Genomic DNA, 21,197 nt, shown 5'->3' with positions numbered 1-21,197 from the left:
TTTATAAAAAGGAGAGTAGTAAAACCTTCATTATAAGATATGTATCTAATTTTCGATACCGAAACCACAGGCTTACCACGCAGTTGGTCGGCGCCCATCACCGATACCGATAACTGGCCGAGATGTATTCAGATTGCCTGGCAGTTGCACGACGAAATGGGAAATCTTATCGAACATCAGGACTATCTGGTTAAACCGGAAGGTTTCAACATTCCCTATGATGCAGAACGTATCCACGGAATCTCCACCGAATTGGCGATGGAGCAGGGTGTTCCGTTATTGGAGGTGCTTGAAAAATTCAATATTGCCTTATCGAAAGCGAAATACATCGTCGGTCAGAATGTAGGCTTCGACGTAAACATCATGGGTTGTGAATTCCACCGAATGAACGTAGGTTCCGATATGGTGAAAATGCCGGTCTTGGATACCTGTACCGAAGTGACTGCCAGTTTGCTGAAACTTCCCGGAGGTCGTGGCGGTAAATTCAAATTGCCAACGCTAACCGAATTACACCAATACCTTTTCGGAGAACCTTTCGGAGAAGCACACAACGCAACTGCCGACGTGGAAGCGACCACAAGATGTTTCCTCGAATTAATCAAACGCGAGGTTTTCACCAAAGAAGAGCTCGACGTAACCGAAGATTATTTCCGCAATTTCCGCGAAAACAATCCGCAGGAAATTCAACTCATCGGATTAAGACATATCAATCTTAAATCGGCTTCCGAAGAAATCAGAAAGCGTCTGCAGCAAATTCATCAGGAAGAGGTTGTCACGTCGGTTTCAGAAGAAGTAATAAAGGATTTAGAGCACGCCGCTTTTGCGCATTTGCACAATCACTCACAGTTTTCGGTATTGCAGTCTACCATTTCAATCAATGCTTTGGTTAGTGCGGCAGTAAAAAACAAAATGCCTGCCGTGGCGATGACTGATGTGGGGAACATGATGGGTGCATTTCACTTCGTTAGCGCGGTATTCAATCATAATAAAGGCGCCGAAGCCAAAAATAAAGCCGCCGAAGAAAACGGTGAAACCCCAACGGAAACCATAGTAAAACCTATAGTTGGTTGTACGTTTAATGTCTGTGACGATCATAAGGATAAAACCAAAAAAGACAACGGTTATCAGATTGTGTTGCTTGCCAAAAATAAAAAAGGCTATCACAATCTGGCAAAAATGGCGTCGATCGCCTATACCGACGGATTTTATTACGTTCCGAGAATTGACCGTAATGTAATAGAAAAATACAAAGAAGACATTATTGTTTTGTCGGGGAATCTCTATGGAGAAATCCCATCAAAAATTTTAAATATTGGTGAAAACCAGGCTGAGGATGCTTTGCTTTGGTGGAAATCACAATTTGGCGATGATTTTTATATCGAAGTCATGCGCCACAATCAGGAGGATGAAAACCGGGTGAACAAAACACTCATCGCTTTCGCCCGAAAACACGATGTAAAACTGATTGCGACGAACAATACCTATTATGTTGCCAAAGAAGACGCCAATGCGCACGATATTTTATTGTGTGTAAAAGACGGTGAAAAACAGGCAACACCAATTGGCCGTGGCCGAGGGTATCGTTACGGTTTGCCCAATCAGGAATACTATTTCAAATCGGAGGCCGAGATGAAAAAGCTGTTCTCCGATTTACCGGAAGCCATCATCAATATTCAGGAAATCGTTGACAAAGTAGAGGCGTATTCGCTGTACCGTGACGTATTACTTCCGAAATTTGACATTCCCGAAGAATTTGTGGTGCCTGAAGATAAAGCCGATGGCGGAGTTAGAGGTGAAAATGCCTATTTAAGGCATCTGACGATGAATGGTGCTGAAAGACGCTATGAGGAAATCACTCCGGCGATTCAGGAACGATTGGATTTTGAATTGCTGACCATTTCGAATTCAGGTTACCCTGGTTACTTTTTGATCGTACAGGATTTCATTGCGGAAGCCCGAAAAATGGGTGTTTCGGTGGGACCGGGTCGTGGTTCGGCGGCGGGTTCAGCTGTTGCGTATTGTTTGGGAATCACCAACATCGACCCGATTAAATACGATTTGCTTTTTGAGCGTTTCCTGAATCCGGATCGTGTGTCCATGCCCGATATCGATATCGATTTTGATGACGAAGGCCGTGGACTGGTTATGGATTACGTAATCAATAAATACGGAGCCAATCAGGTGGCGCAGATTATCACCTATGGTAAGATGGCGACGAAATCAGCTATTCGTGATACGGCGCGTGTATTGGATTTACCGTTGTTTGAAGCTGACAGAATTGCCAAACTAATTCCTGCCATGATGCCATCAAAATGGAATCTGGCACGTTTCTTAGCGGAAGATGAAAGCGAAGTGAAAAAAGCGCTGAAATCTTCGGAAGAATTTGACAAGGTAAAAGAACTGATAGGAATTGCCAGAGAAGAAGACCTTGCCGGTGAAACCATTCAGCAGGCAAAAGTTCTGGAAGGCTCGCTCCGAAATACTGGAATCCACGCCTGCGGGGTGATTATTACACCAAGTGATATTACGAATTTCGTCCCGGTGACCACGGCAAAAGATTCGGATTTGTATGTAACACAGTTCGATAACTCGGTAGCAGAAAGTGCCGGTTTGCTGAAAATGGACTTCCTGGGTCTGAAGACCCTAACATTGATTAAAGACACGGTTAAATTGGTGAAATACCGTTTGGGAATCGAACTCGATCCTGATACTTTCCCAATCGATGACCAAAAAACATATGAGTTGTTCCAAAGAGGTGAAACGGTTGGGGTTTTCCAATACGAGTCGGCCGGGATGCAAAAGTACATGAAGGACCTTAAGCCTACGGTTTTTGGTGATCTTATCGCGATGAATGCGTTGTACCGTCCGGGACCTTTGGAATATATTCCTTCTTTCGTTCGCCGAAAAAACGGATTGGAAGAGATTACCTATGATTTGGATGCCTGCGAAGAATATTTAGGAGAAACATACGGGATTACGGTGTATCAGGAGCAGGTAATGCTTTTGTCGCAGAAGCTTGCGAATTTCTCCAAGGGTGATGCTGACGTACTTCGTAAGGCGATGGGTAAAAAGCAGAAAGATGTTTTGGATAAAATGAAATCCAAATTTATCGATCAGGCAATGGCCAACGGGCACGATGCAAAAAAACTGGATAAGATATGGACCGACTGGGAGGCGTTTGCGAGTTATGCCTTCAATAAATCCCACTCGACCTGTTATGCCTGGATTGCTTATCAGACCGCTTATTTAAAAGCGCATTATCCGGCAGAGTACATGGCGGCGGTACTTTCCAATAACATGAACGATATCAAACAGGTTTCCTTCTTCATGGAGGAATGTAAACGCATGGGCTTGGACGTATTAGGCCCTGATGTGAATGAGTCCTTCTATAAGTTTACGGTAAATGAAAACTACGCCGTTCGCTTCGGAATGGGAGCGATTAAAGGAGTGGGAGAGGGTGCCGTAAAAACGATAGTCGAAACCCGAAAAGACGGGAAATACAAATCCATATTCGATTTGGCTAAACGAGTGGATTTGCGTGCCGCCAATAAAAAAGCCTTCGAAAACTTAGCTTTGGCTGGTGGTTTCGATTGTTTTGATAATACGCACCGTGCACAATATTTCCATCACGATGGCGATAATATTACGTTTTTGGAAAAAGCGATGCGCTACGGTTCAAAAACGCAGGAAAATGAAAACTCATCTCAGGTCAGTTTATTTGGGGATGCTTCCGAAGTACAGATTCCGGAACCAACCGTGCCGCCGTGTGAGGAATGGCATACCATGGAAAAACTTGCCAAAGAGAAGGAAGTGGTTGGAATTTATATCTCAGGACATCCGCTTGATGATTATAAGTTTGAAATGAAATATTTCTGCCCAACACGTCTGGATGCTTTAAAGGATTTGACACCGCATGTTGGGAAAAACATTGCCGTGGGTGGAATTGTAACCAATGTGCAACACCGCGTCGCTAAAAACGGTAAAGGTTGGGCGACTTTTAATTTAGAAGGGTACGACGAAAGTTATGAGTTTAGGATATTTGATGAGGAGTATTTGAAATTCCGCCATTATCTTGGACAAAATCACTTTGTGTATATTCGACTGAATGTAAAAGAAGGTTGGACGAACAAGGAAACCGGCAAGAAATCCGACCCGCGTTTGCAGTTTGTCGATGTGTTACAGTTGCAGGATGTGTTGCCGAAATTCGGAAAAAAACTCATATTGCATTTTTCGATTACCGATTTGCGTGAACAATTAATCATGGAGCTCAACGAACTGTTCAAAGACAATCCGGGTGAGGCTTCCGTAACTTTTGAAGTGATGGAACTGGAACGTGTGAAGAAAATAGTGGAAGTGCCGGTTATCAGTGAAATGAATGATACCGATGAAGTTTCGGATACCGATGAAATTGCGGAGGAAGTGGAAATTGTAATTCCGGAAGAGAAAGAAGAAATAAAAGTGGTAACCAAACTCAGCATGCCGAGCCGAAAGCTTAAAATTGGGGTTTCGAATGCGATGTTGGCCGAGTTGGAACGTCTTCAGATTAACTTCCGGTTGAATTAACAGCCTGACGCCTAGCCCCGATAGCAGTGGAAATCCTTTTGCAGCGAATTTGCATCGCAAATTTGCTGTAAAAGATTGCAACGGATAGCGGGAAAAAGCTCCTGATAAAAAATATCAATTTAATCATAATCAAAACTGATTTTCAACAGGTAAACAATTCAAAATAATATCCTACTTTTGTCAGACAATTTAAAAAATGAAATTATGGCTTTAGCAATAACAGATGCAACTTTTGATGAAGTAGTATTAAAATCAGAGAAACCGGTATTGGTAGATTTTTGGGCAGCTTGGTGCGGACCTTGTCGTATGGTGGCTCCAATCATTGATCAGATCAGTGAAGAGTACGCCGGAAAAGCGGTAATCGGGAAAGTAGATGTAGATGCGAATCAGGAGTTTGCAGCGAAATATGGTGTTCGTAATATTCCAACCGTATTGGTTTTCCAAAACGGAGAAGTGGTAGGACGTCAGGTAGGAGTTGCTCCTAAAAATACATACACAGAAGCAATCGACGCATTATTATAATCGACGGCATCAAAGTATAAAAAAAGGCTAACGAAATGTTAGCCTTTTTTATTTATGAATTCTTCAGATTGATGATTTCCTGTTCCGTAAGGAATCTCCAGTTTCCTCTTGGTAGATTCTTTTTGGTTAAGCCGGCGAAAACTACGCGGTCCACTCTTAAAACGTCGTATTTGAAATGTTCGAAAATGGAACGCACCACTTTTACGTTGGAGGTTTTCATTTTTATGCCGATTTCGCTTTTCGGCTGGTCTTCGATATAGGATATTTCCTCTACGAAAACGCGGTGTCCGTCGATGGTTAATCCGCCTGCGATTTTCTCCAAATCTTCGTATTTCAGATTTTTATCTATAGAAACCTGATACACTTTAGACGAACGTTGGTTTGGAATGGTAAACTTACGAACCATATCGGTATCGTTGGTGAACAATAATAAACCGGTAGTGGTTTTGTCCATTCTTCCCACGGCCTGTAATTTGGCTTTTGTAGCGCCACGAACCAAGTCCAAAACATTATTGGCGTTCATGTCTTCGTCTTTGGAAGTCGTGAATCCTTTCGGTTTGTTTAATAAAACGTATTCTTTTTTCTCCGGAGTGATTAAGCTACCGTCAAAGTTTACCACATCGTTCAGTTGCACTTTGTAGCCCATTTCGGTAACCACTTCGCCGTTTACTTTCACGTTTCCGGATTGGATGTAAATATCCGCATCACGACGTGAGCAAACGCCAGAATTGGCGATGTATTTGTTCAGACGCATTTCGTCTGGATTGGCAGGTTTTTTAGGTGCTTTAGGTTTTTTATCGAAAGCAGGTTTTGCTTTTGGGAAACCAGTTTTCGTGTCGTTTTTCTTAAACGTTGCTTTAGCCGGGCCGCTTGGTTTTTTCGAACCGGTGCTTGGTTTTTTCGACGTAGAACCTTTTTTATTATTTCCTTTTCCGTTATTCATTTCATTGTAATTTCTGCAAAGATAGTGTTTCTTTAATTGATATTGGATGAGGGAGTTGTTAGTTATTTTTTTCGCCTTACCTGATAAGGGTACATTTCATAAACCACATTGTCTTCGTTGATTTTGTAACCCAGCTCGTAATCGGCTTTGGATTCCTTCATAATTGCGTCGGATTCTTCTGTTTTTCCTAATCTGTAAAGGCAAATTCCTTTATAATATTTAACGTCGGAGTAGTTCTTGTACTTGGCTAAAGAGCGGTCAAATACGGTTATGGCATCCGACCATCGTTGTTGCTCGTACATCGAAATCCCTAAATAAAACAATGCGGTGTGGTGTACCCAATCTTCGCCATTTTTTTTCAAGGTGGTATCTACGTAGTTTTGAAGCAGTATTTCTGCTTTTTTAAATTCGTTCAGTTGCAGATAACACAATGCGATGTAAAAATCGTAGGTGTGATCCATAACATAATTGTTACCGAATTTTTTCTTGCAGTCTTCAAAATCAGCAATGGCGTCTTTGTAGGTTTTGGCGAAAATACACTTGATGAAAGCCCTGTAGGGTTGCCATCGTTCTGCATCATAGGTAACTGCTTTGTCTATAAAGACCATTCCCACTTCATATTTTCTGGCTTTGAAATACGGCATCGCTTTTTGCTGCCATAAGTAGGCAATCGTACTGTCTTTTTTTAAACCGGCGTCCAGGCAGGCTTGCCATTCGGCCATCTGAAAGGTGTAATTGTATTTTACTGCACAATCGGTTAAATGCTCTTTGATGATTGCTTCCTGTGCCTTTTTTTTATCCATAGCGGATTTGTCCTGTTGTGCGTAATTGACGGAAACAGACAGCAGTAAAATTAAGCAGTAAAAGTGTTTCATGGTTATATTTTTAAAAGGGCTCTCCCGTTCACCAAAACCGATGGGTCGATTAAAACAATGGAAAAGACACCGGCCACAATGAGTAATTTCAATGAGTTATGCAACTGAATGTATTCGCTGTGTGTTTTTGATTTCCAGAGTTTTAGCAGGAAAAAGATCAGGACAATCAGGCTGATGTAAAAGTAAATGTCCATGTAGCCCACGTCGTATCTGTCAATCAGAATATAGACCGGAAGTACTGTTGAAACGGTCAGAAAAGTGATAATCTGTTTGGAGGTTTTTTCGCCGAAACGCACCGGAATGGTTTGGTAATCGTTGGCTACGTCCCCTTTTATGTTTTCCAGATCTTTGATCATTTCGCGTATTAAAATCAGCAGGAACAAAAATGTGGCGTGAGCGAAAATCACATGATAAAAATTCTTGAAATACAGCAAAATACCGAAGAAAGGAAGTACAGCAAGCAATGAAGCCGTCAGATTTCCGATGATGGGGTATTTTTTGAGTTTGTGGGAATAGAACCAAATCAGGAAAATATAGGCCGAAAAAAACAAGGCAGCGCGCCATGAAATGATAAAGGCGAGAGCTGTTGCCAGAAAGTTCAGTCCGAAATATACGTTGAGTTTTGTTTTCTGGCTCACCAAACGATCCAACATCGATTTGTTCGGTCGGTTGATTAAATCTTTTTCGGAATCGTAAAAATTATTGATGATGTACCCGGAGGCAATCGTTAGGGTTGAAACGAATACGATAATGAAAAGGCGCCAATCGAGTATGACATCCAAAGCTCTTTTTTCGGGAGCCAAGATGAAAATTGACGATAAGTACTGCGCTATGACAATAATGGGAATGTTATAGCCACGCACCACAGAAAACAGACTGAGGACTTTCATCAGTAGTATTTTTGTTTTTCGTGTGAGCATGATTATAGGCTGAAGTTGAAAGTCGTAAAATCGAAAGTCTTAAGTTGTCGTAAGAAAACCTAAAACTGATACACCACTTCCAATTTATAGTCTTTCAACGCATTTTTTGCTTTTTCCAGATCCTGGGTAAATCCTAAGATATAACCGCCACCACCGGAACCGCAAAGTTTCAGGTAATAATCGTTAGTGTCGATTCCTTTTTGCCAAACCTGGTGGAATTGTTCCGGAATCATCGGTTTGAAATTATTCAAAACCACTTTGGAAAGCTTTTTGGTGTTTTCAAAAAGGGATTTCATGTCGCCATGCAGGAAGTTTTCCACGCAGGCGTCGGTATGTTTGATGAATTGGGACTTCAGCATTTTTCGGAATCCTTCTTCTTTTAAATTCTCCATGAAGATACTTACCATCGGAGCCGTTTCGCCTACAATGCCTGAGTCAATTAAGAAAACCGCGCCTTTCCCTTCCGTACTCTGTGAAGGAATGCCTGTCGGTTCGATATTGTCTTTGGAATTGATTAAAATCGGTAAACTCAAATAGCTGTTTAGCGGATCCAGACCGGAGCTTTTTCCGTGGAAAAACGATTCCATCTGCGAAAAAATGGCTTTTAACTGCAATAATTTTTCACGGGTCAGGTTTTCCAGAACCGTGATTTTGTTGTTCGCGTATTTATCGTAAATCGCCGCAACCAAAGCACCGCTGCTTCCCACGCCGTACCCTTGCGGAATACTGGAGTCGAAATACATGCCACGCTCCACATCGGTTTTTAAAACTTCTAAATTGAAAGTCACCAACTCAGGCTGTTCGGTTTGCAGGTTTTCCAGATGGGATACAAATCGCTTTAAACTTGCATTGGATTTTACAGCTTCTTCCGATGGGTTTTCATCCACTTTCAAAGCGCCATTGTAAAAATTATAAGGGATAGATAAGCCTTTGGAATCTTTGATAATTCCGTATTCTCCGAAGAGTAATATTTTTGAGTAGAAAAGCGGTCCTTTCATATGCTGCTTTTTGTTTTAACTTCAATTAAAGCGAAGTAAATGTAGTGAAAAATCAATTACGATTCACGGCGCCTTTGCCAATTTCGTCACAAATGTACTGACCATTTTGACAATAGCCAATCAATTCGTTCTTAATAAATTGCAAAACTTGTTCTTTAACGTTTTCCGGATACAGTACGTGAACATTCGCCCCGGCGTCAAGCGTAAAGCATACCGGTGTTTGTGTTTCGGATCTGAATTTCCAGATTTTATTGATGATTTCCAATGTGTTCGGTTTCATTAAGATGAAATACGGCATCGAAGTCATCATCATGGCGTGCAGCGTCAAGGCTTCACTTTCCACGATTTTGATGAATTGTTCCACATCACCGCGTTCCAGAACGTTTTTTATGGCCGATAAATTGTGATGTGCCTGAGAAAAACGCTGTTCCGCAAACGGATGTCCGAACATCAGATCGTGTCCGACCGTGCTGGAAACCTGTTTTTCGCCTTTGTCCACCAATAAAATCGTGTCCTGATAGTTTCTGAAATTTTCGTGAATTGTGGATGGGAATTCCACTCCGAACAAATCGGAACTTTCTGGAATTTCAGTATGATTTCCCCAAACCACTACGCTTCCTTTTACGCTTCGGCAAGCGCTACCGGACCCCAATCGGGCCAGAAAAGAAGCTTTTTTGTTGAAGTAGTCTTCTGAAATTGTCGGATTCAACAGCTTTTCCATACTCATGATGTTCATCGCCAAAGCAGCCATTCCCGAGGCGGAAGAGGCTATGCCCGAACTGTGCGGAAAAGTATTTTGCGTATCAATCGTAAAATGAAAATCTTTCAGATAGGGGCAATAGTCGAAAATGCGTTCGAAAAATTTTTGGATTTTCGGTTTGAAATCTTCTTTGGGCTGTCCTTCAAACAGTAAATCGAACGAAAAATGACCATTGTTTTCTTTTTTGGTAAAAGCCATTTTGGTGATCGTCTTGCAATTGTTCAGTGTAAAACTGATGGAAGGATTCGCCGGAATCTGGTTGTCTTTTTTACCCCAATATTTTACCAGGGCGATGTTGCTGGGTGCACTCCATTCGAAATTGCCGCCTTCAACGGAAATCGTATAATTATTTTGGATAAAATCCTTTTCGGAAACCATAAAACTAGAAAAATTTAAGCAAAGATACATTTTTAGTTAGTTCGTTGCTAAAGTGCTTTGGATTCTGTGGTTTTTTCCTATTTTTGGAAACTATAAATTAATCAGATGCAAAAAATTACCCGAATCCTTACCGTTGTTGTTACCTGTTTGTGTATTGGTTATTTCTCAGGAATCATAACACGCAACAGTATTGAGGTTTGGTATCCTACCTTAGTAAAACCGGGTTTTAATCCGCCCAATTGGGTTTTTGCTCCGGTCTGGTCAACCCTTTTTGTCATGATGGGCGTGGCGGCCGGTTTGGTTTGGAACCGAATTGAGTCGGATCGGATCAATGTCCGCAAGGGATTACAGTTTTTTGCCATACAGTTGGTGCTGAATTTTTTATGGTCGTATCTGTTCTTTGGATTGCACAATCCGTTGTTGGCTCTGGTCGAAATTGTCGTTTTGTTGCTGATGATTTTCGAAACGTATGTGGTTTTTAAAAAAGTGGATAAAATTGCCGGTATGCTACTGCTGCCCTACCTTGCATGGGTTGGTTTTGCAACGGTGCTGAATGCCGCCATCTTCTGGTTAAACCGTTAGTTTTTTCATCGTTTTTTTTTACTTTTCATCTATTACCACCGTTTTTAAACATTCGGTAATTCCTTTTATGGTTAACTTTACGGTTACCCAAAATAGCTTCTTAAACTTAGGTTATCTGTGGTTTCAGGATTCTTTTTTGTGCCTGATATATGGTAAAAAAAGCTTTGTGGTCAACTTAAAAATGTGGAGATATGGGTTCAGTAGTTGTTCTGGTTGTAGGCTTAATAGGGGTTTTGTTAGGCTACATCATTGGGAAATCGTCATCAGGTTCAAATTTGGAAAAGACTTCCGAAGTTGAAAAATACAAAAGAAAAATAGCCGTACTTTCTTCGGAGATGGAAGTCCTGAAAGCCAAGATCGCTTCGGGCAGTCATGTTTTGGGATTCACTGCGGAGCCTCCCGAATATCATGAATTCGATCATGATTTGGCGTCGTCGGTTTTAGGCAGGGAAGTGGAGGAAAATGACCTGAAAGTAATTGAAGGCATCGGCCCGAAAATCGAGCAGTTGTTTAAAACCTCCGGTATTCAGACCTGGAAAAGTTTCGCCGAAATGTCGGTAGACCGCTGTAATGAAATTCTAAATAAGGCGGGAGGACAATTTGCGCTGCATAACCCTTCGACTTGGCCACGCCAGGCTCGATTGGCTTACGAAGGAAAATGGCGTGACTTAAAAGTATGGCAGGAATCGCTTCAGGGTGGCTTGGAGCTGGAATGACGCATGATTTATTTTTCAGTAATAGCTCTTGCTGCCAAAAAACCTCCGGTCCACGCGTTCTGAAAATTGAAACCGCCTGTAATGGCATCAATATTCAAAATTTCTCCGGCAAAGTACAGGTTGTCGTGTAATTTGCTTTGCATGGTTTTAAAGTCGATTTCTTTCAGATTAATGCCTCCCGCGGTAACGAACTCTTCCTTAAAAGTGCTTTTTCCGTTTACCTGAAACTGTCCGTTGGTGAGCTGATTCGCTAAAGCGGTCAGTTGTTTTTTGGAAAGATCGGTCCATTTGGTTTCGGCGGAAATTCCCGATGCGAAAACCAGGCTTTCCCAAAGACGTTTCGGAAACTCGAACGGGCAGAATTTCATGATTAGTTTCTTAGCGTTTTCTTCCTTCAGGTTTTTTAGGATGTCCAATGTTTCTTCAAAATCGGTATCGTTAAGCCAGTTAACCTGAAGGGTGAATTGATAGTTTTTGGCGGCCAATTCACGGGCTCCCCATGCTGAAAGTCGTAAGATTCCGGGTCCGCTCATTCCCCAATGGGTTATCAACAGAGGTCCGGAGGCTTTCAGTTTGGAATCTTTTACCTTTACGGAGGTAATGGCAGATAGTCCCATCAGATCTTTAATTCGGGCATCTTTTATGTTGAAGGTGAATAACGACGGAACCGGTGCTTCGATGGTGTGTCCTAACGATTCCATCAGTTCCCATATTTTTGGATTGCTTCCTGTCGCCATTACCAGAGTGTCACATTTGAACGATTGCTGGTTGGTGTCCACTTTCCAATATCCGTCGCCTTTAAAAAGTGATTGTACGCTTTGGCCCGTTAGGATGTCAATTCCTGATTTCTTTGTAGCCGATAAAAAACAGTCAATAATGGTTTGTGAACTATCGGATACCGGAAACATTCTTCCGTCTTCTTCGATTTTGAGTTCCACACCGTGTTTTTCAAACCACTCGATTGTGTCGCCGGAACAAAACTGATGAAACGGACCTTTCAGTTCTTTTTCGCCTCTCGGATAAAACTTCACCAGATCATTCGGAATGAAACAGGCGTGAGTAACATTACAGCGTCCGCCACCGGAAATTTTCACCTTGGTAAGGACTTCCTTTCCGCGTTCGAGAATGACGATTTTTAATTTCGGATTGGTTTCCGCGATATTTATGGCAGTGAAAAACCCGGCCGCACCACCGCCTATAATAAGTATGTCGTAATTTGAGATCATAATCTGTCGGGAAAATCGGAAATAATTCCGTCTATGATGTGCGCTTCCAACCGCTGAATGTCTTCGTAATGATTCACGGTCCACACGTTGATTTTGTAGCCTTTCTTTTTTGCTTCGTGAATATTGTCGTCGGTAAGCAGGGAAAAATGCGGATGTATGGCGTAGGCGGAAAGTTCGTCGGCCCATTCCAAAGCTTGTTCCACACTGGCTTGAGACAACGTTGCTAATCGGATTTTAGGATTGTGTGCCCGGGTTTTTTCCAATTCGTCTTTCTGGAAACTGGAAACGATGAAGTCTTCATATGTCCAGCCTTTTTTGGTAACGTATTTTTCAATCAGTTCGCACGTGGGTTGTGCGGTATCGTGCCCTTTTAATTCGACATTAATCCAGCATTTCCGGTTGATTAAATCGAAAACTTCAGCTAATGTGGGAATTTGTAATTCGCCGGCAATTTTTAGTGTTTTCAGTTCGGATAATGTCAGTTTGTCAACTTCTCCGGAACCATTGGTTACACGGTCAACAGTAAAATCGTGAAAAACCACCAATTCGCCCGAAGCGCATACGTGAACATCAAGTTCGATTCCGTCAACGCCCAAATCCAGTGCTTTCTGGAAAGATTCCAACGTGTTTTCAGGTATGTATCCTTTTGCCCCGCGATGTCCGATTTTCTGCACCATAAAAACTTTGACGTTTATTTAACTATGCAAAGATATAATAGATTGGGCAGTGGTTCGTTAAATAGAATAGGATTAATGCTGAGAGAATATGAAAAATGTGTTTGTTATATTAATGATGGTGCTTTTTACGGTGGGTTGTTCGTCTAAAAAACGTGTTGCGGAAGAGAAAAATGAACCTGCTGTTCAGTATCGTGATGATTTTAGATCGGTATCCGCTACGGCTAAAAAGAAGTTCCTGTCGGAAATGAAAGCGAATGACGCATCGGCATCGGTTTTAATTCTGACCAAAGGCTTTAAAGGCGGAAAGGTTACAGTTGCCAATGAAAAGAAATCGCTGTATTCTGGAATTCCGATCAGTAATCTGAGTACGGGAATTGCGGGGTATATCACTATTAATAATACGGTTGATACAAAAATCACCGATGATATAAGTAAAGTGGAAGTTGTAATTGATGCGGCAAACGCGAATAAGTACAAATTTATTTATGTGATGAAAGATGCTTCGCGACTGGGAAATCCTTATGTGATAACCTATAGCAATACGCTTCGTCCGTTGAAATAAAAGGCTGTCAGTACGTCTTGCAATCTGGCTTTTATGGATGTCTTTTTTGTTTTTTAATCTTCATTTTTTGTTGCCTCGTCTATTTCATTCGTCTTTTGAACAATCTGACGGATCACAACATCCAGTTCTTCTGTGGCGGATTTCAGATTTGGGATAATTTCAGAATTTATGGCGTCATTCGGGTCGTCAAAATTAATCAGGCTGATTAGTCCCTGTATGCTGGCTACCGGTCCTCGGACCATATGTGATTGAAATTGAGCTATTTCGGTTAATTTTTCGTTTTTTTGTTTTAAGGCTTCTTCCGATTTTTTTCTCAGTTCCAGTTCTTCCTGAGATTTTAGAAGGGCTTTCCGTAACTTTTCTACAGATAAGTTCTCAAGAAAGCAGAGTAAAAAAATGCTGGTTATCGTGAAAATCCAATGTATTATGGGTGTAAGTCCGAGTGGTTCTTTTCTGGAAAGTAAATTAAAGTGCTCGGCTACAACGAGTAGGAGGCCTCCCAAGGAGGCAATGATTCCGAAGATCCAAATTTCCTTTTTTCCCATTGTTAAGCCGGCAAATAATACGATAATTGGTAAAAGTTTTATGCCATGCGCCTTAATTCCTCCGCCACTCCAGGAGAAAAAGATGATCGCTATCAATAAAAATGAGATGTAAAGGGATGCTACTATTCGGACATTGCCCTTTTTTGCAACTATCGCTAAAATTAAACTTATGGTCCAGACTATTGACAGGATTGAAGCATAGCGAAAAATGTATTGGTCCTGAAAGAACATTGCTATGAAGAGTGAAACCGATAGGATGAAAAGAAAAATCAGGATTATTTTGATCAGGATTGATCTCCTGTCGCTAAAGTCCGAGTCCTGCAGTCCAAAAAGTGAAATTAGTTTTCGCATGTTTTTACGCTTTTATTTTCAACTTAACTTTTTCTGAAAGAATGCTGTAATCCAATATTTTTAGATTCAGTGGTAAGTTCTCATTGAGCCTTTTATTAGTCGAAAGAAACCCGGCTGGTTTTACTGCTGTTTTCTCTCCGATTGTTTATTAAGTTTAAAGTTAATTTAAATTTTCTTTTCGGGTGTCGTTTTGTAGGATTAATATTTTTTGAAAAACATCAAAGGTGAGGTTCTGGACTGGGATTGAAACGTGCGGAAATAAAAAAAGCTTCCCGATTTGAGAAGCTTTTTGTGCGGGTGATAGGACTCGAACCTACACACCGTGAGGCACCAGATCCTAAGTCTGGCGTGTCTACCAATTTCACCACACCCGCAGGCTTATAAAACAAGTAGTTGTTTCAGTAAGTGGTGCAAAGATATACATATTTTTTAAATTCCAAAGCCAAATAAGTAAATTCCAAAAAACTTTTTGGTAAGTCATTCATTTTTAAAAAAATAAGAAAAATATTTTTTTAGATTATGATTCAAGTGCAGCCAATTTAATTTCAAAATTTGGAATTTTAGAATTGGAATTTGTTTTTTTGTATATTTGGCTTTCATCATTTTAACAACATAATGGACAATATCAAACAGTACGTTCAGCAAAACAAAGAACGTTTTCTTAATGAGTTAATTGAATTATTAAAAATACCTTCCGTAAGTGCCGACAGCGCTTATTCTCAAGATGTGATCGACACTGCCAATGCCGTAAAGGCGAGCTTGGAAAAAGCGGGTTGTGATTTAGTGGAGCTTTGTGAAACACCGGGCTATCCCATCGTTTACGGAGAAAAAATAATCGACGCAAATTTACCAACTGTTTTGGTTTACGGACATTATGACGTACAACCGGCAGACCCAATTGAATTATGGACATCACCGCCGTTTGAACCCGTTATCAAAACGACCGAACTGCATCCGGAAGGGGCTATTTTCGCCCGTGGAGCCTGTGACGACAAAGGTCAGATGTACATGCACGTGAAAGCGTTTGAATACATGATTCAGAACAATTGCCTTCCTTGTAACGTGAAATTCATGATTGAAGGAGAGGAAGAAGTGGGTTCGGCAAGTTTGGGCTGGTTCGTGGAACGCAATCAGGAAAAACTGAAAAACGACGTGATTCTTATTTCCGATACGGGAATGATTTCCAATCAGCAACCGTCCATTACAACCGGTCTTCGCGGCTTAAGTTATGTGGAAGTGGAAGTGACCGGTCCAAATAGAGATTTGCATTCCGGATTGTATGGTGGCGCCGTAGCCAACCCGATCAACGTATTGACGAAAATGATCGCTTCGCTGCACGATGAAAACAATCACATTACGATTCCGGGCTTCTATGACAACGTGGAAGAACTTTCCACCGAGGAAAGAGCCGAAATGGGTAAACGTCCGTTCTCGGAAGAGGCCTATAGAAAGGCATTGGAAATCGAAGAAGTATACGGAGAGAAAGGATATACCACCAACGAAAGAAACTCCATCCGTCCAACGCTTGACGTAAACGGAATCTGGGGCGGTTATACCGGAGAAGGTGCGAAAACCGTTATCGCAAGCAAAGCATTCGCTAAAATTTCCATGCGTTTGGTGCCGAATCAGGATTGGGAAGCAATTACCAAGTTGTTCACAAACCACTTCGAAAGCATTGCACCTAAAGCAGTTAAAGTAAAAGTGACACCACACCACGGCGGGCAGGGTTATGTAACGCCCATCGATTCTATCGGGTATATGGCCGCTTCCAAAGCTTATGCGGATACTTTTGGTGTACAGCCGATTCCGGTACGTTCCGGAGGAAGTATTCCGATTGTGGCGCTGTTCGAAAAGGAACTGAAATCGAAAACCATCATGATGGGCTTCGGTTTGGACAGCGATGCGATTCACTCGCCAAATGAGCATTTCGGTGTATTCAATTATCTGAAAGGGATTGAAACGATTCCGCTATTCTATAAATATTTTGTGGAACTTTCGAAATAAGATTTTATATATGAATACAAAATCCGTCATCTTAAAAGTGGCGGATTTTTTTTTGGCGTTCCCCCGTTGCAGAACGATGTACCTACTAAGCAGGAACTTTTATAGGGCAACGAGGTCGGGCTTTCCGTTGCAATCTTTTCCTTTTTAAAGAAAAAAGAAAAAGGATTTCCACTCCAATCCCTAACGCGATCGGCTCACCACAGAGGCACTACCGTTAAACGGAATCTGAATTTTAGACGAAAGCCACAACTGTAAGAGTTGTGGCTTTCTGTTTTCAGCATTGCTGAAATTTCGAAATAATAAAAGGAAAAGACATCTTTATTTTTTTTTCTTATTGAGCTGCTTTTTGGGCAGTTTAAGGAAATACCTTTATTTAGGTACCACCTGTTTATACAATTCGGGAACGGACTGATAAATAAAATCCCCATGCTGACCGGTAAAATACTTGCCCATTTTTTTATCAAATTCTTCGCGGCCTTTTTCGTCTTTCCATTTGGCTTTGAATAACTCATCATCTTTTTTCCAGGCATTTTCAATGTCTCCTAAATTGTCCACCACGAAAACTTCCACAAATTCCATGTTGTTGGAGCCCCACGCGTGATTGTAGGCATAATACGCTTTCACTACATCATTCTTCATGGTAACATTGTCAAACAACTGTTTGCTTAGGTCGTTGAATTCTTTGTCGGTGCCGTCTTTTGGCGTGTCGAAAATACTTTTACGTACATAGTACACCATGGGTTTATCGGGAGCTTTTGCCATGCGTTTTCGATCGCCATAGGTTACGTAAATTTCATCGGAATGTCTTGGTTTATAGTACTTGCTTCTTTTTTCGTAATACGCTTTTCTGGCTTTTTCATCGGGCCATGCGGCTTTGGCAAGTTCCTCGTTTTTATTCCAGGCTTTTTCAATCGCATCCCAGCTTTCATACACATGAACAAAGATAATCTCACCGTTGTGTGCGGTATAATAGTGGTTGAGAACGTTATACCCCAAAATGAATTCGTTTTTTTTGATAACCTTTTCGAGATATTCTTTTTCCAGTGCCAACCAGTCTTCCATTTTGCCTTCTTTGTGTTCAAAATTTCTGTACGTGGTGGTAACCGTTAAATAATACATTTTTTCCTGAGCCAAAAGAGAAAAGTGTTGCGTGAGGAAAAACAAAATAAGGACGTAAAATTTGTAATGGACAGTTTTCATAATTTCAAAATTTATGTTGGTGAATCAGTGATAATTCAACTTTGAAATCTGAGGCGGTGTGGAATTTTAAATCGCGCGGTATTGGATACAAAATTACGATTATTTTAACATAATTTACTGATTTTTATTAAAATATATAGGTAAATGGTTTACGGAATGATGAGTTTTAAGTTGGGTTAAAATAAATAACTGGTTTGCAACAAAATAAAAATTTTGGCGTTAAATTTGTATAATCATCATCAATCAAAAATCATCATCATGTTAAAACGCTTTTTTATTCTGTGCTCCGGCGCAGACAAAGACCTGATTTACTCCTGTTCCAATGGGGAACAAAACAAATATGCCGGTATCGGAGCCACGGTGTTTTTTACGGCAATCATGGCCTTTATTGCCAGTGCGTATGCGCTTTTTACGGTTTTCGACAGCGTGTATCCCGCCTTACTTTTCGGAGTTGTTTGGGGACTGTTGATTTTTAACTTAGACCGGTTTATCGTTTCCACCATCCGCAAGCGTGAAAAATTCCTAAGCGAATTGCTTCAGGCATCTCCGCGTATCGTTTTGGCTATGATTATTGCTATCGTAATTTCAAAACCGTTGGAAATCAAAATTTTCGAAAAGGAAATCAATACCGTTTTGCTGAAAGAAAAGAACGAAATGGCCATTGCCAACAAAAATCAGGTAAGCAATTATTTCAAAGGCGATGTGACGAAAAACCAATCGGAAATCGACAGCATCAAGTCAAACATTAAAGCCAAAGAAAAGGAAGTTGCCGATTTGTACCAATCCTATATCACCGAAGCAGAAGGAACTGCCGGAACGAAAAAAATGGGGAAAGGCCCAATTTACAAGGAAAAAAGGGAAGCCCATGATTTGGCGCTGAGACAACTGGATTCCTTAAAAGCCACATCCTCCAAAACCATTACTGAAAAAGAAGCAAGATCCAAAACATTACAAGCCGATCTGGATAAAAAAGTTGCGGACAGTAAACCGATTATCGACAGTTTCGACGGACTGATGGCCAGAATCAATGCCTTGGGAAAATTACCATCGCTGCCATCGCTCTTCATTATGTTGTTGTTTTTGGCAATCGAAACCTCGCCGATTATAGCCAAATTATTATCACCGAAAGGGGAATACGATTTCAAACTCGAAGACACCGAAACGGCTTTGAGAACCCATATCGAACAGAACAATTACCAAAGAAATCTTCAGAAACAAACCGATGCATCCATTTACGATAAGGTTTATGAAGACATTCGGGGAGATAAGGAAATTTACGATTACAAAAGAAAAGCGGCCACAGAACTGTTAAAAATGCAATCCGATGCGTATGTTGAGAAACAGAAGGGAGTGATGTGATTTTTAGTGACAAGGGATAAGAGACAAGGGATAAGAGAAAAGGGATAAGCGGTTTCATAACACTTATCCCTTTTCTCTTATCACTTATCACTCCTTTTTACATGTACTGTAAAACTTCCGCTTTCAGTTTGTCGTATTCGCCCTGAAGAATCAGTCCGTTGTCCAGTAATTTTTTGTAATTCTGAAGTTTTGCAAACAGTTCCTCGTGGTTCATTTCGCTTAACTTTTTCTCACCTGTTGGCTGAGTCTGAGAAATCGGTTCCGCATACGTTTCCTGAACCGCAGGTGTTGAAGGCATGATTTCGGCAAAGGAAGTCACTTCTTCGGTTTCCACTTCTTCAACTATTTCTTCAGCCGGAATTTCGGCTTTTATTTCTTCAGCAACCGGAATTGATGCAATTGGAGCCGCAGCTGTCGGATTCTTCAGCAAATCCAATTGTTCTTTTGCGAAGGTGTATAATTTTCGTGCCTGATTTTTTGGAAGATAATCAACGGTATGTGTTAGTTCGGATTTAGTGGTAAACGTGAAATCGGCACCTAAAATACCTTCTTTTACAAACGAAGCCGCAATGTCATCCCAATCGTAATCCACGAATTCCATCGACAAGCCTAAATTTTTGGGTTTGCAAAGAATGATTCTTTTGTTGGTTACCACGATACTGTCCGGAAGAATAGTTACCGCCGGTTTTTTCTGTACGGCGATATACCCCACTTCTTCGTTATTCATTAATAAATTTTCCAGTTTGGAAGTGATTTTTTCAATCGCTTTCGGATCCTGGTCTTCGTTTAATATTTTCTTTAAATTGTCAATCATGATATTTTGTAAATAATTTAGTCGTGAAATTGGCAGCAAAAGTAATGCCTATTTTTAAGATTCGGTGATTTCCTGTTGTTGTTTTTTTGTTAAAGACTTAAAAACCAAATCATAAGAATGGTCAATGAGTTCTTTGACAAAATTATCGGGAACCGAACCGTTTATTTTTACGGTATTCCAATGAACCTTGCTCATGTGATAGCCTGCCTGGATGTCGTCGTATTGTCCGCGCAGTTCCAAAGCCCAATCCGGATCGCATTTCAGGTTTACCGAGGGCGTTCCGTTTTCCCATTCCTGTAACGAGGATAGGGCAAACATTTTTCCGCCCACTTTAAAGACCAAGGTGTCTTCATCGAAGGGGAAATGTTCGGTGACACCTTTCTTGGTAAGGCAATAATCATAATAAACGTCTATGGTCATACTACATTATTTTATACAAAATCGGCTTACTAGGACTCGCATCGTTTTCAAACGAAGCAATTTGCAGGTTTAGTATGTAGCTGCCGTCAACAATTTGATCTTCCACATAAATCAGCTCGGTGATGGTGCAATTCATTCGGGCATCACTATTCAGATTGTTTACATCTTTTACGTTCCAGAAAGCTTTGTGCGCCAATAATTTGCCTTCGTCGTGTTCTTTGTCGACACTGGGCAAATCGATTAACAGATGTTTGATTTCGCTTTCGCGGATGAAAGTTGCCGCCTCTTCCAACAGATAAGCCCAGTTTGTATTCGAATATTTTTTAGAGGTTTTTTCAGCAGAATTTGGCAATGTTCTGATAATGATGGCCTCGGGAGATTTCTCTTGTAATGCCTTTTCAATCTGTGCTTTGACGATTACGTAATCTTCACCATCCGATTGTGGTAATACGGAAATCACTTCCGCAGTAAAAAAGAATTGCTTCAGACATTGATTAATGCTGTAAAAATCACGTGTGATGTGTCCCAAACATTCGGTGTGCGTACCGTGTCCGTGCGGGTTGAAAAAAATGTTGTTGAAATTCGTAGACGAACTTCCTTCGGATACTTTACCGACCCAATCCCCGAAACGGACGGGTTCAATTTCCGGTTTTTCGATGTACCAGGCAATCGGATTTTGATCTGTATTGGATAGGGGTAGGGAAATATCAATCGGTTTTGATAAGTCGATTTTGAATTCGTTGTTGTTATGGGAAATCGTAGCTAACATTAAATTGGAAGTA

19 protein-coding genes and 1 tRNA gene are annotated in these 21,197 nt (G+C 41.0%); 7 read left to right on the top strand and 13 right to left on the bottom strand.

From position 1 onward, the window contains the following. Positions 1–39: 39 nt before the first annotated feature. Both dnaE and trxA read left to right on the top strand, forming a co-directional pair. Positions 40–4,563, top strand: coding sequence for a DNA polymerase III subunit alpha (dnaE, locus tag FLJC2902T_RS00745; RefSeq protein ID WP_023577862.1), 4,524 nt, complete (start codon positions 40–42; stop codon positions 4,561–4,563). A 204-nt stretch (positions 4,564–4,767) separates the two neighbouring features. Further along, positions 4,768–5,085: a thioredoxin gene (trxA, locus tag FLJC2902T_RS00740; RefSeq protein WP_023572993.1), complete on the top strand. Its 318-nt coding sequence runs from the start codon at positions 4,768–4,770 to the stop codon at positions 5,083–5,085. 52 nt (positions 5,086–5,137) lie between these two features. Here the strand turns inward: trxA and FLJC2902T_RS00735 are convergent, their stop codons facing one another. The 5 genes from FLJC2902T_RS00735 to FLJC2902T_RS00715 all read right to left on the bottom strand — a co-directional run bounded on the left by FLJC2902T_RS00735 (position 5,138) and on the right by FLJC2902T_RS00715 (position 9,959). Continuing rightward, a complete protein-coding gene (locus FLJC2902T_RS00735) occupies positions 5,138–6,028 on the bottom strand; it encodes a pseudouridine synthase (RefSeq protein ID WP_023577861.1) in 891 nt (296 codons plus the stop codon). A 62-nt stretch (positions 6,029–6,090) separates the two neighbouring features. After that, on the bottom strand, positions 6,091–6,903 hold the full coding sequence (locus tag FLJC2902T_RS00730) for a tetratricopeptide repeat protein (RefSeq protein WP_023577860.1): 813 nt from the start codon (positions 6,901–6,903) through the stop codon (positions 6,091–6,093). A 2-nt stretch (positions 6,904–6,905) separates the two neighbouring features. Further along, on the bottom strand, positions 6,906–7,823 hold the full coding sequence (locus FLJC2902T_RS00725) for a geranylgeranylglycerol-phosphate geranylgeranyltransferase (RefSeq protein ID WP_035676575.1): 918 nt from the start codon (positions 7,821–7,823) through the stop codon (positions 6,906–6,908). A 59-nt stretch (positions 7,824–7,882) separates the two neighbouring features. Then, on the bottom strand, positions 7,883–8,821 hold the full coding sequence (locus FLJC2902T_RS00720) for a mevalonate kinase family protein (protein ID WP_023577858.1): 939 nt from the start codon (positions 8,819–8,821) through the stop codon (positions 7,883–7,885). A gap of 52 nt (positions 8,822–8,873) precedes the next feature. Beyond that, positions 8,874–9,959 carry a diphosphomevalonate/mevalonate 3,5-bisphosphate decarboxylase family protein gene (locus tag FLJC2902T_RS00715; protein ID WP_023577857.1) on the bottom strand — a complete coding sequence of 362 codons (1,086 nt, stop codon included), beginning with the start codon at positions 9,957–9,959 and terminating at the stop codon, positions 8,874–8,876. A 105-nt stretch (positions 9,960–10,064) separates the two neighbouring features. Here FLJC2902T_RS00715 and FLJC2902T_RS00710 point away from each other — a divergent pair, with 105 nt between their 5' ends. Then, entirely contained in the window at positions 10,065–10,541 is a 477-nt protein-coding gene (locus FLJC2902T_RS00710) for a TspO/MBR family protein (protein ID WP_023577856.1), read from the top strand. A gap of 191 nt (positions 10,542–10,732) precedes the next feature. After that, complete coding sequence (locus FLJC2902T_RS00705) at positions 10,733–11,257, top strand: hypothetical protein (protein ID WP_023577855.1); 525 nt, start codon at positions 10,733–10,735, stop codon at positions 11,255–11,257. 8 nt (positions 11,258–11,265) lie between these two features. Here FLJC2902T_RS00705 and FLJC2902T_RS00700 read toward each other — a convergent pair whose 3' ends face one another. Beyond that, the gene (locus FLJC2902T_RS00700; protein ID WP_035676572.1) at positions 11,266–12,483 is read right to left on the bottom strand and encodes a BaiN/RdsA family NAD(P)/FAD-dependent oxidoreductase; all 1,218 of its coding nucleotides are present in this window, start codon (positions 12,481–12,483) and stop codon (positions 11,266–11,268) included. Then, the gene (locus FLJC2902T_RS00695) at positions 12,480–13,160 is read right to left on the bottom strand and encodes a glycerophosphodiester phosphodiesterase (protein ID WP_023577853.1); all 681 of its coding nucleotides are present in this window, start codon (positions 13,158–13,160) and stop codon (positions 12,480–12,482) included. Before FLJC2902T_RS00695 ends, FLJC2902T_RS00700 begins: the two co-directional genes overlap by 4 nt. Before the next feature lie 97 nt (positions 13,161–13,257). Between FLJC2902T_RS00695 and FLJC2902T_RS00690 the strand changes: the two genes are divergently transcribed. Next, positions 13,258–13,722 (top strand): hypothetical protein, encoded by a 465-nt coding sequence (locus tag FLJC2902T_RS00690; RefSeq protein WP_155958837.1) that lies wholly within the window; start codon positions 13,258–13,260, stop codon positions 13,720–13,722. 53 nt (positions 13,723–13,775) lie between these two features. On the opposite strand, the gene FLJC2902T_RS00685 is transcribed toward FLJC2902T_RS00690, so the two are convergent. Together FLJC2902T_RS00685 and FLJC2902T_RS00680 are read right to left on the bottom strand one after the other, a co-directional pair. After that, on the bottom strand, positions 13,776–14,618 hold the full coding sequence (locus FLJC2902T_RS00685) for a hypothetical protein (protein WP_155958836.1): 843 nt from the start codon (positions 14,616–14,618) through the stop codon (positions 13,776–13,778). Between the two features lie 292 nt (positions 14,619–14,910). Then, a tRNA-Leu gene (locus FLJC2902T_RS00680) sits at positions 14,911–14,992 on the bottom strand. A 241-nt stretch (positions 14,993–15,233) separates the two neighbouring features. On the opposite strand from FLJC2902T_RS00680, the gene FLJC2902T_RS00675 reads away from it, so the two are divergent. Continuing rightward, the gene (locus tag FLJC2902T_RS00675; RefSeq protein WP_023577849.1) at positions 15,234–16,622 is read left to right on the top strand and encodes a dipeptidase; all 1,389 of its coding nucleotides are present in this window, start codon (positions 15,234–15,236) and stop codon (positions 16,620–16,622) included. Between the two features lie 369 nt (positions 16,623–16,991). Here FLJC2902T_RS00675 and FLJC2902T_RS00670 read toward each other — a convergent pair whose 3' ends face one another. Then, the gene (locus FLJC2902T_RS00670; protein WP_035676567.1) at positions 16,992–17,822 is read right to left on the bottom strand and encodes a hypothetical protein; all 831 of its coding nucleotides are present in this window, start codon (positions 17,820–17,822) and stop codon (positions 16,992–16,994) included. A gap of 258 nt (positions 17,823–18,080) precedes the next feature. Between FLJC2902T_RS00670 and FLJC2902T_RS00665 the strand changes: the two genes are divergently transcribed. Beyond that, on the top strand, positions 18,081–19,181 hold the full coding sequence (locus tag FLJC2902T_RS00665) for a DUF4407 domain-containing protein (protein ID WP_023577847.1): 1,101 nt from the start codon (positions 18,081–18,083) through the stop codon (positions 19,179–19,181). 97 nt (positions 19,182–19,278) lie between these two features. On the opposite strand, the gene FLJC2902T_RS00660 is transcribed toward FLJC2902T_RS00665, so the two are convergent. Genes FLJC2902T_RS00660 through FLJC2902T_RS00650 form a run of 3 tightly spaced genes read right to left on the bottom strand, consistent with a single transcriptional unit; the run spans position 19,279 to position 21,184 of the window. Beyond that, on the bottom strand, positions 19,279–19,995 hold the full coding sequence (locus FLJC2902T_RS00660) for a PH domain-containing protein (protein ID WP_023577846.1): 717 nt from the start codon (positions 19,993–19,995) through the stop codon (positions 19,279–19,281). A 54-nt stretch (positions 19,996–20,049) separates the two neighbouring features. Then, on the bottom strand, positions 20,050–20,415 hold the full coding sequence (locus FLJC2902T_RS00655) for an MmcQ/YjbR family DNA-binding protein (protein WP_023577845.1): 366 nt from the start codon (positions 20,413–20,415) through the stop codon (positions 20,050–20,052). Between the two features lies 1 nt (position 20,416). Then, the gene (locus tag FLJC2902T_RS00650; RefSeq protein WP_023577844.1) at positions 20,417–21,184 is read right to left on the bottom strand and encodes a cyclase family protein; all 768 of its coding nucleotides are present in this window, start codon (positions 21,182–21,184) and stop codon (positions 20,417–20,419) included. Positions 21,185–21,197 lie beyond the last annotated feature (13 nt).

Source organism: Flavobacterium limnosediminis JC2902 (genome assembly GCF_000498535.1).
Taxonomy (GTDB): domain Bacteria; phylum Bacteroidota; class Bacteroidia; order Flavobacteriales; family Flavobacteriaceae; genus Flavobacterium; species Flavobacterium limnosediminis.
Note: the sequence above shows the minus strand (reverse complement) of the source record. Positions and strands in the feature narration are given on the sequence as shown.

Bases quoted from the DNA above. Each gene is read 5' to 3' on its own strand.
- FLJC2902T_RS00730 (WP_023577860.1), bottom strand. From the start codon at position 6,903: ATGAAACACTTTTACTGCTTAATTTTACTGCTGTCTGTTTCCGTCAAT.
- FLJC2902T_RS00665 (WP_023577847.1), top strand. From the start codon at position 18,081: ATGTTAAAACGCTTTTTTATTCTGTGCTCCGGCGCAGACAAAGACCTG.
- FLJC2902T_RS00715 (WP_023577857.1), bottom strand. From the start codon at position 9,959: ATGGTTTCCGAAAAGGATTTTATCCAAAATAATTATACGATTTCCGTT.
- FLJC2902T_RS00655 (WP_023577845.1), bottom strand. From the start codon at position 20,415: ATGACCATAGACGTTTATTATGATTATTGCCTTACCAAGAAAGGTGTC.
- trxA (WP_023572993.1), top strand. From the start codon at position 4,768: ATGGCTTTAGCAATAACAGATGCAACTTTTGATGAAGTAGTATTAAAA.
- FLJC2902T_RS00650 (WP_023577844.1), bottom strand. From the start codon at position 21,184: ATGTTAGCTACGATTTCCCATAACAACAACGAATTCAAAATCGACTTA.
- FLJC2902T_RS00735 (WP_023577861.1), bottom strand. From the start codon at position 6,028: ATGAATAACGGAAAAGGAAATAATAAAAAAGGTTCTACGTCGAAAAAA.
- dnaE (WP_023577862.1), top strand. From the start codon at position 40: ATGTATCTAATTTTCGATACCGAAACCACAGGCTTACCACGCAGTTGG.
- FLJC2902T_RS00660 (WP_023577846.1), bottom strand. From the start codon at position 19,995: ATGATTGACAATTTAAAGAAAATATTAAACGAAGACCAGGATCCGAAA.
- FLJC2902T_RS00675 (WP_023577849.1), top strand. From the start codon at position 15,234: ATGGACAATATCAAACAGTACGTTCAGCAAAACAAAGAACGTTTTCTT.
- FLJC2902T_RS00725 (WP_035676575.1), bottom strand. From the start codon at position 7,823: ATGCTCACACGAAAAACAAAAATACTACTGATGAAAGTCCTCAGTCTG.
- FLJC2902T_RS00685 (WP_155958836.1), bottom strand. From the start codon at position 14,618: ATGCGAAAACTAATTTCACTTTTTGGACTGCAGGACTCGGACTTTAGC.
- FLJC2902T_RS00720 (WP_023577858.1), bottom strand. From the start codon at position 8,821: ATGAAAGGACCGCTTTTCTACTCAAAAATATTACTCTTCGGAGAATAC.
- FLJC2902T_RS00700 (WP_035676572.1), bottom strand. From the start codon at position 12,483: ATGATCTCAAATTACGACATACTTATTATAGGCGGTGGTGCGGCCGGG.
- FLJC2902T_RS00695 (WP_023577853.1), bottom strand. From the start codon at position 13,160: ATGGTGCAGAAAATCGGACATCGCGGGGCAAAAGGATACATACCTGAA.
- FLJC2902T_RS00670 (WP_035676567.1), bottom strand. From the start codon at position 17,822: ATGAAAACTGTCCATTACAAATTTTACGTCCTTATTTTGTTTTTCCTC.
- FLJC2902T_RS00705 (WP_023577855.1), top strand. From the start codon at position 10,733: ATGGGTTCAGTAGTTGTTCTGGTTGTAGGCTTAATAGGGGTTTTGTTA.
- FLJC2902T_RS00710 (WP_023577856.1), top strand. From the start codon at position 10,065: ATGCAAAAAATTACCCGAATCCTTACCGTTGTTGTTACCTGTTTGTGT.